The organism is Robbsia andropogonis, from assembly GCF_000970345.1.
In the GTDB taxonomy this organism is placed as follows: domain Bacteria; phylum Pseudomonadota; class Gammaproteobacteria; order Burkholderiales; family Burkholderiaceae; genus Robbsia; species Robbsia andropogonis.
The window spans coordinates 70607-81494 of record NZ_LAQU01000025.1; the positions used below are offsets into that span (position 1 = coordinate 70607).

At 58.8% G+C, this 10888-nt stretch carries 9 protein-coding genes and 1 pseudogene; 5 read left to right on the forward strand and 5 right to left on the reverse strand.

Going from position 1 to position 10888, the window contains the following annotated elements; genetic code table 11:
• Nucleotides 1-89: 89 nt before the first annotated feature.
• The 5 genes and pseudogenes from WM40_RS19580 to WM40_RS19600 form a co-directional block, all read right to left on the reverse strand.
• Nucleotides 90-2585 carry an ATP-binding protein gene (locus tag WM40_RS19580; RefSeq protein ID WP_052738425.1) on the reverse strand — a complete coding sequence of 832 codons (2496 nt, stop codon included), beginning with the start codon at nt 2583-2585 and terminating at the stop codon, nt 90-92.
• A gap of 145 nt (nt 2586-2730) precedes the next feature.
• On the reverse strand, nt 2731-3333 hold the full coding sequence (locus tag WM40_RS19585; RefSeq protein WP_157685861.1) for a response regulator: 603 nt from the start codon (nt 3331-3333) through the stop codon (nt 2731-2733).
• A gap of 160 nt (nt 3334-3493) precedes the next feature.
• Nucleotides 3494-4979, reverse strand: a pseudogene (gene mctP / locus WM40_RS19590) (monocarboxylate uptake permease MctP).
• A complete protein-coding gene (locus WM40_RS31610) occupies nt 4979-5134 on the reverse strand; it encodes a DUF3311 domain-containing protein (protein ID WP_236693607.1) in 156 nt (51 codons plus the stop codon). The pseudogene mctP and the gene WM40_RS31610 overlap by 1 nt, the downstream one beginning before the upstream one ends.
• 301 nt (nt 5135-5435) lie before the next feature.
• Nucleotides 5436-5672 carry a hypothetical protein gene (locus tag WM40_RS19600; protein WP_024902899.1) on the reverse strand — a complete coding sequence of 79 codons (237 nt, stop codon included), beginning with the start codon at nt 5670-5672 and terminating at the stop codon, nt 5436-5438.
• A gap of 211 nt (nt 5673-5883) precedes the next feature.
• Between WM40_RS19600 and mdtD the strand changes: the two genes are divergently transcribed.
• The 5 genes from mdtD to WM40_RS19630 form a co-directional block, all read left to right on the forward strand.
• Nucleotides 5884-7311, forward strand: a complete 1428-nt coding sequence (mdtD, locus tag WM40_RS19605; RefSeq protein ID WP_046153713.1) for a multidrug transporter subunit MdtD — start codon at nt 5884-5886, stop codon at nt 7309-7311.
• Between the two features lie 439 nt (nt 7312-7750).
• Nucleotides 7751-8611: an ROK family protein gene (locus WM40_RS31615; RefSeq protein ID WP_036009069.1), complete on the forward strand. Its 861-nt coding sequence runs from the start codon at nt 7751-7753 to the stop codon at nt 8609-8611.
• 128 nt (nt 8612-8739) lie between these two features.
• Nucleotides 8740-9693 carry a Cof-type HAD-IIB family hydrolase gene (locus tag WM40_RS30260; protein WP_024902902.1) on the forward strand — a complete coding sequence of 318 codons (954 nt, stop codon included), beginning with the start codon at nt 8740-8742 and terminating at the stop codon, nt 9691-9693.
• Nucleotides 9694-9951: 258 nt separating this feature from the next.
• Complete coding sequence (locus WM40_RS19620; protein WP_024902903.1) at nt 9952-10230, forward strand: hypothetical protein; 279 nt, start codon at nt 9952-9954, stop codon at nt 10228-10230.
• Between the two features lie 275 nt (nt 10231-10505).
• On the forward strand, nt 10506-10888 hold a 383-nt coding region (locus WM40_RS19630; protein WP_236693604.1), incomplete at its 3' end, for a squalene/phytoene synthase family protein.

Consider the following 10888-nt stretch of genomic DNA (forward strand, 5'->3'; position numbering starts at 1 on the left):
ATCATCAGTCAGGATAACGGCCAGGCTTTCACTAACTTTAGTCAAGCAAACCAGATATCCCGATAACGTTTTGACTTACTTCAAAAAAATCACGTATGCATGCGCGCCATCAAAGGGTGTGCCGCTTTGTGAATCAATGATTCGAGCACCTCCACATCAAACGGTTTCGCAAGCACGGGAATCTCTGCTTGCTTCGCTCGCTCGATCTCCGATGCGTAGCCCGTGACGAGTACCACCGGCATTCTCGGCAACACGTCACGTAGCCGGATCGCGAGATCGATCCCATTCATCGTACCTGGCATGTGAATATCGGACAGCACCATGTCGAAACCATCCGCGGCGCTGTCGCGAACCGCGAGCAGCAAGGTCAGGGCGGTATCCGCGTTATCCACCCATTGAATACGATGCCCCATCACATCGAGCAGCGCCTCCGTGCCGGCCGCCACCTCCGGGTTATCCTCAACGAGCAGGATCGCGATACCGTACTCTCGCCTCGCGGAGAGGCCTTGCACCGGGATGGCATACGGCGGTGGGGGTACTCGCCCACCGTCCGGCTCGGTAGATGAACGCTCCGTTCCAGCGAGCGGTACCTCTGCCGCCGCGAGTGCCGTTGCATCCACGTCGTCCTCCCCGGGCACGCGCGCCTGCGAACGCGGCAGATAGAAACGCACGACCGTGCCGCGCCCAACCTCGCTTTCGATCGTGGCCGTGCCGCCCGCCTGTTCGCAAAAACTGGCCACTTGCGGCAAGCCCAGGCCGGTCCCCTTCCCTTGCGGTTTCGTCGTGTATAACGGTTCGAATGCCCGACGCAATACCGCCTCCGACATGCCGGCACCGGTATCGAAAATCGAGATACGAACGTAGTCACCCGCATGACCATAGGCATCACTGGTACTGAAACGCATATTCTCTACCGCGATTGTCAAAGTGCTTCCGTGCCGCGGCAATCCCGTTTCGGGCTCCAACATTGCGTCACGCGCATTGGCCGTCACATTCAGCAGCGCCAATTCGAGTTCCCCCGCATCGACATCGACCGGCCAGATGTCAGGTGCGGCCCGTAGCACCAAGCGCGATTCCGATTGTAGCGCCCCGCTCAGCAGAGGCGACGCCCGCGGCAGCCAACTTTGCAGCACCACGGTCTCGATTCGTTGCGGCTGCTTGCGCGCCACGCCAAGAAGCTGTCGTGTCAATTGCTTGCCATTGCGAATGGCTCTCTCGATGGCGGCGAGTTCCGGGCTGCTGTCGTGCAATGGTCCCTCATTGCCAGGCATCGGCGGCGCGATACCACGTCGGCGCAGGACCTGCGCATTCGACGACATCGTCATCAGGAGATTATTGAAATCATGCGCGACGCTGCCTACCAGGTTACCCAATGCTTCGGTGCGACGTGCTTGTCGGAACGCGGCTTCGACGGAACGTCTTGTCACGGCTTCGGCACGCCATGACAGCCAGGCCTTTTCCTCTGTTCGGAGCCGGGCCAAGGCGACCAGGATGACGGCCCATAGCACCAGGCACGGCACGAACACACCCGCGGCAAGCAAGGCAATATGCGCCAGCCAGGCTGACACGAGCGCCGACATCGGACAACTGGCGAACACATACACCGGATAACCGGCAACGCGCCGATAGGCAATCACGCTTTTTTCGCCATCGACGCTCAGGGTCCCATCGCCGCTATTCATGCTGTCGCTGACGGTGTTGCCACCGCCTGGATGGCTGTCGAGATCAGTCAGCCCCCGTATCAACGCCGATAACGCATGAAAGGGAATTGCCGAATGTCCCACGCCGGACGGGCTCTGCGCCGAAGTCGCACCGGACGGGTTGTTGCCATCGGAACCCGCCGGGTAGCGCACCAGCAACGTCCCGTCCTCACGGACCAGTCCGAGCGTCATCGACTGGTCGTTGCCGATCAATTCCTTGTAGAAGTCGCTGAAATACGCGGTCTTCAACGACACGGCGACCACCCCGATCAATTTGCCATCCGCGTCACGCCGGGCGGTGCTGGTCGAGAAGATCGATCGACCGGTCATCGCCCCCTTCACTGTCGTCGACACCCATAACGTGGCGGCTTTTTCAATTGCCGGGTAATTCAAACGATCACGGAAATCGCCGCGCGCCGCAGGATAGCCAGCGCTGTTGAGCAACATCCGACCTTCGGCGTTCAACACCGCGATAGACGAGACTTGTGGATAGCCGCCACCGAGCTTGGCGATGCGTGCTTGAAAGCCGCGGCCCTCGCGAAGTAACGTGGACTCAGGCACATTACCCAACAAATCCACAATCCGGTCATCCAGCGCTTGATTCAGGTCGAACACCTTGATGGCGTGTTCTTCGGCGATACGGGCCATGCGGCTGGTGGCCGCGCGCGCTTCTTGTCGGCGGTCATTGAAGTTGATGACCGCCGCTACGCCGAGATAGACGATTGGCAACACTATCGCGGCAATCAACAAGATCAGGAAAGCCACGCGAATGCCCCGAAAATTACGCTCGGGCTCGCTTGCCGGCTCGGTTTCCGCAGCCAGCGCCGCGCGCGTGGTATCAGCTTGGTCGCGCGAGCTGATCGCGGAATCGGTGTGGGCGTTCAAATGACGTCAATCGGGACGTAAGGGTGACAGTGGTCGGCCGCGCGTGATCGCGCTGTTGTCATTTATTCTGCCAGAGCCGCGTTTCGCAAACCACACGACGCTAGCCTGGCGTACAACGCAAAGGCGCGTGGCACATTCTACGGCATCAGACCGGATCTCCACGCAACAAAGCCAGCAGCGTGTCCAGGTCCACCGGTTTTTGGAAATAGAAATCAAAACCGGCGCAACGGGCGTCTTCGATGTGCTGGGTATCGAAGAAACCCGTGATGGCGATGATAGGCGTGGACGTGAATGCCTGCATCCGGCGAAAAGCACGCGCAGTGGAGTAACCATCCAATGCCGGCATGCCGATATCGAGCAATATGGCGTCCGGCACCGTCAACTTGGCCAGCGCCAAAGCGCTCATGCCATCACTGGACACCGCGACATCATAGCCCTCCGCACTCAGACATTCATGCATCGCGTAACGGACATCGAGATTATCGTCGACGACCATCAAGCGCGTAAATTTTTCGCTATTACCGTGTAATCGCGGGTGATCGTGTAGCGCGAGCCAGCGTTGTCTCATGGACTGATGCGCGCGCTCGGGCGTCGACTGCGGCAATTGCGCAGGGCCATCTGGCCCCTTCGATGGTGGCAACGAAGGGTGCGGCTCCGGCACGGGTGGCGTGGCAACACGACGCATGATGCCGTCGGCGCCGGAGGCAGAGGAGCAATGCAAACGTGTGTTCGAATGCGGCATTGTCATGAACGCGGTACGTCGTATCACCGCTTCGTGGCCGCGTGGGCCACACAGGTAGAGAAGGTTTTGTCGACAGCCTTTCCGATATGACAAGAAGGCAATCAACAAAATATCTCAACAGCAAGCACGAAATATGCCTGATGATTGCGCAATCGGCCCACGCAACTTACGCGGCAGCAGGTGTTATCGGGCGCCCTGCTTTCAGCACTGCCGACAAAACAAAGGTGACGACGATATTGGCCAGTAGCGCCAACAAACCGATGTAGACGGGCATCGACGTACCACCGATCACCACTGTATAGAGCGGTTTGATGCCTTGCTCCAAGGCCAATGTCGTACCGAGGGTCATGCCCACCGCCCAGCCGAGGAACAGCGCGGGCAGTTTCAGACGGGACGTGAACAGCGTGAAAACCACCGCCGGGAATATCTGCAGAATCCACACGCCGCCAAGCAGTTGCAGGTCGATCGCGAATTTCGCGGGAACAAAGAGAATGAACACCAGGGCACCGAATTTGACGAAGAGCGAGAACAGCTTCGCGCTTTGCGATTCGGCCTGTGGTGACATGTTCGGGTTGACAAGCGGTCGCCACAGATTTCGCGTAAAGAGGTTGGCCGCACCGATCGACATGATTGCGGCAGGCACCAAGGCGCTGATTGCAATCGCGGCCGCCGCGAAACCGACAAACCAGGCAGGGAACAGTTTGCCAAATAATGCCGGCACGACCTGGCTTGCCGATGTCACCTTGACGCCGGCGGCAATTGCCATATAGCCGAGCAGTGCGATCAAACCAAGTAATAACGTGTAGGCCGGCAGAAAGATCGCGTTTTTCTTGATGGTGTTCTGCGAACTGGAACTCAAGATGCCGGTCATGGTATGCGGATACATGAAGGCAGCCAATGCCGAGCCGAACGCAACACTGGCGTAAGCAGTGAATTGCGATGGCTTCAGCGTCAAGCCGGTTGCCCCGCCCTTCGCGGAAAACGCGTCACCCGCCGCGGAGAACACGGCACCATAACCACCCAATTTGCTTGGAATCACCCAGACCGCCGCAATCACGACGATATAAATCATGATGTCCTTGACGAAAGCAATCATAGCCGGTGCCCGCAACCCACTGGCGTACGTGTAGACGGCCAGGATAACGAATGCCACGATCAACGGCAATTCGCCATGCACGCCAAGCCCTTCGATGACGACTTGCATGCCAACCAGTTGTAACGCGATGTACGGCATCGTGGCAAGGATGCCGGTAATGGCGACTGCCGCGGCGAACCATTTGCCACCGTAATGGCCCTGAATGAAGTCTGCGGCCGTGATGTGGTTATACCGATGGCACACCTTCCACAGTTTTGGCATCACCAGAAAAACGAATGGATAGACGATGATGGTGTACGGCAATGCGAAGAAACCGTAGGCGCCAACCGAATACACCAGCGCGGGCACCGCGATCACCGTGTAAGCCGTGTAGAAATCCCCTCCCACCAGAAACCATGTGATGATGGCACCGAATTGACGCCCCCCCCAGCCCCCACTCATGCAGTTGCGTAAGATCACCCGCCTTCCAGCGCGAGGCAAGAAAGCCGATCACGGTGACTAGCACAAAAAACGCGACGAAAACGCCGACCGAAACGGGATTAAGCTCGACGTTCATCAGCGCACCACCTTGTAGACGACGTAGATCAACAAAGAGGTCAATGGGACCCAAAGGAATTGATACCAGTAGAAAAACGGGAACCCGGCGAATGAGGGCATGGTGCCGTTATAAAAAGGGACCCATAGCAGCGCGATATACGGGATTAACAACAACCATTTAAAACCACTGTTTTTTTCAGGCGTCGTATCGACATAGCCTTCAGGGCCGGCACTTGATTGCACACCCCCGCCCTTATCGACCGAATTACCAGATTCACCGGTGGAATTCATTTTTCTCTTTGTCCCGTTTAATTATTCGAATTGCGCTCAGCGTCGGGCGTTCCGTCGCGCACGCATCGAGTGTCTTAAAAAAACCCCTGCCTGCTCGCCCCTGAGCAGTCTCAACACCAGACAATACGGTCCCATGTGAAACGATCATTGATCGTGAAAGGTAAATACATACATGAGAAAGATTTTAGGCACCCGACAATAACGCCGCGAAACGAATGACGTCAAGTGGTGCCATTGCACTCCACCTGGCAGCATCGCGGAAAAACAGCGGAATGGCAGGCAAATTTTCCAGCGGTTTGATCGCGAGACATCCGTCAATCCCGGGACACAAAAAATAAATGCCACGCCATAAAATCGGTAAGGGTAATCCCCAGCTTTTCTCAGTCATGGATAAATCGATAAACAACACCGATTCGTTCACATCACCGCCTTGCCAGCCGACAGGCCACCATCTCCGCCGCCCAGGTACTGAGCCATCCCGCAAGGTGCCCGAAGGTAATTGGCTATAATCTCAAAATAGCCCGTCGTCAAAAGGCGTGTAACGCACTGTTTCCCGGGGCTTCTCCAGCCGCGCGATACCGCGTTGCCGACTTACCGGCGGATTTGCCGCGGATTTACCAGGAACCGTCCCGATGTCGCAGATGTTGCCGTACCGACCACGCACGTCGTCAATCATGTTGTGGATCGTGGCTGTCGGCTTCTTCATGCAGACACTTGATACCACCATCGTCAACACGGCGTTGCCGTCGATGGCGCGCTCACTGGGTGAAAGCCCCCTTCGCATGCAATCGGTGGTCATCGCATATTCGTTGACCATGGCCATGCTGATCCCCGCCACCGGCTGGATCGCGGACAAGCTCGGTACGACGCGTGTATTCATAAGCGCCATCGGGCTTTTCATGCTGGGCTCCATCGGTTGCGCCGCATCCAGCTCATTGGACATGCTTGTAATGGCACGTGTCGTCCAGGGCCTCGGCGGGGCGATGCTGATGCCGGTCGGACGACTGGCGTTATTGCGCACGGTACCGGCCGACCAATTCCTTCGTGCAATGAGTTTCGTGGCCGTCCCGGGCTTGATTGGTCCGCTGATCGGCCCGACGCTGGGGGGCTGGTTGGTATCGGTCGCGTCCTGGCACTGGATCTTCCTGATCAACGTGCCGGTCGGCATTGCCGGCATTGCCGCCACCTACTATTTCATGATCGATTCACGCGCGGCGGTCAAACGCTTCGACTTGAAAGGTTATCTGTTGCTGGCGGTCGGCATGGTCACCTTGTCGTTGTCCCTCGATGGACTGACGGACCTCGGCCTGCAGCATGCAACGGTGCTTGTCTTGTTGGTCATCAGTTTCGCAACCTGGACTGCCTACGGCCTGCATGCCACGCGCGCGCCCTTTCCTCTGTTTCCGTTGTACCTGTTCAAGATCCACTCATATAGCGTCGGACTGCTGGGCAATCTGTTCTGCCGAATCGGCACGGGTGCCATGCCGTATCTGATTCCGTTACTGCTTCAGGTCAGTCTCGGCTATGAACCCTTTCACGCCGGCTTGATGATGTTGCCAGTGGCGGCGGCCGGCATGGGCGCGAAACGGCTCGCCTCGCCTCTCATCGTGCGTTTCGGCTACCGAGGCGTGCTGATTGGCAATACCGTCGCCGTGGGATTGATGATGGCGAGCTTCGGCTTTGTTACCCCCACCTGGCCTATTGCTATCCTCCTCTGCCAACTCGCCGTGTTCGGCGCAGTCAATTCATTGCAATTCACCGCGATGAATACGCTGACGCTGAAGGACCTGGCCCGCGGCGGGGCAAGTAGCGGTAATGGCTTGTTCTCGATGGTGCAGATGCTGGCAATGAGCCTTGGCGTCACTGTCGGCGGCGCCTTGCTCGATACCTTTCAGTCATGGGTGCATGGCGTCCCGGATGCGCGTGGCTCGCTGCCCGCGTTTCACTGGACATTTGCGTGCGTCGGCATCATTACGGCCGCATCGTCATGGATTTTCGCGCAGTTGGCCCCGCAAGTCAGGCATGCCCCGACCGACCACGCCGCGCATGATGAGGGTTGAGCCGTGCCGCCGCGCACAGACAGGAAGTCGTGACGCCGCTTCACCCCGCGGCTGACCACTGCCATCGTCGCCCGCGTACGCGCAAGCGCAGACAGAACGCGGGCGGTAACGTCGAACCATGGCCGACCAACCGTCGTTGCTAGCCTGCAGCCGATGTCGGGTAAAAAAAAGCCCGGGCCATCGGCCTGGGCTTGAATCCACCAAGGAGGAGGTGGAGGAGACGGGTTCAGTATAAACCGCCATAGACAAACGTCAATATTGATTAGTCATTCGGAAGGAACCTCATGTCGAAGAAGACCGCGCAAGATCAGACAACTATCGGTAAACAAACAAAAAATCGACCCTACCCGAAGACCACACAGGCCTGCGTAAAAACGTCGCACCCCATGCAGGAGGACCCATTGCACCTGGTCACGCCGCGACGACGGGCCCGGAGACCGTGCACAAGCAACATGCCAGTAAAACGGCGCGCATTCTTGCAATCGACATCGGTGGCACGGGATTGAAGGCCGCGATGCTCGACTTTCAAGGCAAGATGACGAGCGAACGGGTTCGCGTGGATACGCCCTATCCTTGCTCACCGGAACGGATGATCGACACACTTGTCGCGCTATGCGAGCCGCTCGGCGACTTCGACTTCCTCTCGATCGGTTTCCCTGGCGTGGTCCGCGATGGACGGGTGATCACCGCCCCGCACTTCGACGATATCGATCCGGACGACCCTTTCGCGGCAGGCATCATGCAGGATACAGACAAGGACGAAAACAAGGGGAAAGACGACCGTGCACTGAAAACAGCGGGCAAGAAAGACGGCAATGCCACGGCATGGCGCGGCTTTTCCATCGGCCCCGCCGTCGCAGAGGCGCTGGCCCGCCAGCGCGGGGCGCCGACGCGTCCGGTGCAGCTCATCAACGATGCCGAGATGCAAGGTTTGGCCGCGATACGGGGACGGGGCCTGGAGCTGGTCCTGACGCTCGGCACCGGTGCCGGCTCGGCGCTATTTCGCGACGGTCAGTTAATGCCGCATCTCGAATTGGCGCATCATCCCATCCGCGGACGCAAATCGTACAACGCGTACGTTGGCGACCGCGCGCGTCGAAAACTGGGGAAGAAGAAATGGAACCAGCACGTGCGGCGTACCATCGCGATCCTCGATTCCTTGCTGCATTTCGATCATCTCTATATTGGTGGCGGCAATGCACAACACATCGATTTCCCTTTGCCCGGGACGATTACACTGGTGTCCAACGATGCAGGCATCGAGGGGGGCGCGATGCTATGGCGTAATGTCGAAATCTAACGCTGCGTGCATGCTCGAACGAACGTATAGGCATGGAAGCATCGTGTAATGCTTGCCAGTGTTTACCCTGACACAATGAAATGCCTATGCCGCTTGACGGTCGCCAATAACAACCAAGGAACCCCTCGATGACACGTCCTTCGCGCCCTACTCGCCCCATCCGCGCCGTCCTGTCCGATATTGACGGGACGCTGGTGCGTTCGGATAAGTCATTGAGTCCGGCCGTGATCGAGGCCGTCGCGGCCCTGCGGCGCGCCGGTATTGCGTTTTCGCTCGCCAGTGCCCGCCCGCCCCGCGGTCTCGCCGGATTTGTCGACGTCTTGCACCTTGGACAGCCGGCGCCGTTGCCAGGCACCGACAGCGCCCGGACATCGCACTTACCCACACCCCAGGACACGGATCACACGTCACGATCCGGGCCGGGGGACACCGCACCACGCCATGCGCCACTGGCCGCTTTCAATGGCGGCAATATCATCACCCCGGATCTGCGCGTTCTGGACGCGCTGCCGTTGCCGCCAGACGTTGTCCGGGACGTGGTTGCAGACCTGCAGTCCCGTGGGCTGTCACCGTGGCTGTTCACCGAAGGAGAATGGCGCATCGTCGACCCGACGGGCGACCATGTCGACACCGAAACCCGCACACTTGGTTACGGCCCGACTCTCGTCGATACGTTCACCGAGCGCGATTTCGCATCGGTCGACAAAATCCTCGCGGCATCGCGCGATCACGCTGGACTGGCGCGCATCGAGCAAGAGATTGGCATGGCGTTCCAGGGCCAGATCAGTACCGTGCGCTCGCAGCAGTACTATCTCGACATCACCCACCCGGATGCGCACAAGGGCACCGCCGCGCGCGTGATTGCCCGGCACCTGGGAATCGCACTCGACGAAATGGCGGTGCTCGGCGACATGTCGAACGACTTGCCGATGTTCGACGTCGCCGGGTTTGCCATTGCGATGGGACAGGCAGAGCCTGACATCCAACAACGCGCCAATGTCGTGACAGCCAGCAATGATGACGATGGCGTTGCCAAAGCGATTTACGAATGGATTTTACCGTCCCATCATCCTTCTGAATGACCACTCAACCAGGCAAAAATTACCCTTGCCATCTGTGCGGGATGGCCTACACTCAAGTTCCTGACACTTCGTAATAGTGTCGTGACCCACGCCGCGGTGCGTGGACGCCACGATCGGGAAAATACAGTCGAGCAGGTCCGAATTGTGCTTGTGCCCTGATTTATTGCTTTCCGTGAGTCGTCGTTGGCCAGCGTGGTACTCGGTACTGGCGGCAGGGTGACGACTCCTTTAGAGAATCGTTATCCGCCTGGAGCCACCATGTCAGCCTCACATCGTTTCGCCCTGACTTTCCTGCTACCGCAGCAGGACGACGACTTTATTCCTGGTGAAAGCCCCACTTTCGATGCACAGCTGGAATGCCATATCTCCCGGATGGACGGTCTGTCGCTGCGTGAATTGCGCGCGGATCCAATCGATTGGGATGATGCGGATATCATCGACCCATTGCTCGATTTCCCGGAATACCGCGAAGCATCGGATATCATCGACATGACGGACACCGACGGCTCACCGGCCCGCAGCCGCCGTTATTCGTAAGCGACTGTTCCACGCAAAAACCCGGCGCGCCGCGTGAGAGGCAGGTTGATAGCGCCCTTTGTTGCCGCGAATCCTTGCGCGCACGTTTCGCCACGCCAGCATCGTATCCGCCCCAGGCTTGCGCCACCCATCCTGCACTTCCCGTAAAAATAACGCACCAACGGACAATCCTGCCATTCGTCACGCGGCGGCATGCGCGTACGCGCCCGGCCTGGGTATAATCGCAGCCGTGCCGGCGGCCGACGCCGATGTATTGATGACTTTGGAGTAGCCGGTTGGCTAGCGCGGAACCTCATCCCCCAATCGCCCCCCTCAACGACGATGCCGTGGCCAAAGCGCGCCGCAGCTCGTTCTATATGGCGATGCGCGTGCTCCCACGCGCACAACGCGACGCCATGTACGAGATCTACCGTTTCTGCCGAGCGGTAGACGACCTTGCGGATGACGAGGGGCCCTGGGACGCCCGTCGCGCAGGGCTGGATCTCTGGCGTGCGCGCATCGACGCATTGTTTCCAGGCACCTCGCCCAACGCCCCTGCCGGCACGCCCGACGCCTCGGCGCTCGTGCCATCAGGCCTGCGCACGGCGACCCAGCAATTCTCGCTGCAAAAAGACGACTTCATCGCCGTCATCGACGGCATGCAGATGGATCTGGACGC

What these genes read in the sequence shown, in the direction of transcription:
- WM40_RS19585 (WP_157685861.1), bottom strand. Translation starts at nt 3,333, where the DNA reads ATGACAATGCCGCATTCGAACACACGTTTGCATTGCTCCTCTGCCTCC.
- mdtD (WP_046153713.1), top strand. Translation starts at nt 5,884, where the DNA reads ATGTCGCAGATGTTGCCGTACCGACCACGCACGTCGTCAATCATGTTG.
- WM40_RS30260 (WP_024902902.1), top strand. Translation starts at nt 8,740, where the DNA reads ATGACACGTCCTTCGCGCCCTACTCGCCCCATCCGCGCCGTCCTGTCC.
- WM40_RS19620 (WP_024902903.1), top strand. Translation starts at nt 9,952, where the DNA reads ATGTCAGCCTCACATCGTTTCGCCCTGACTTTCCTGCTACCGCAGCAG.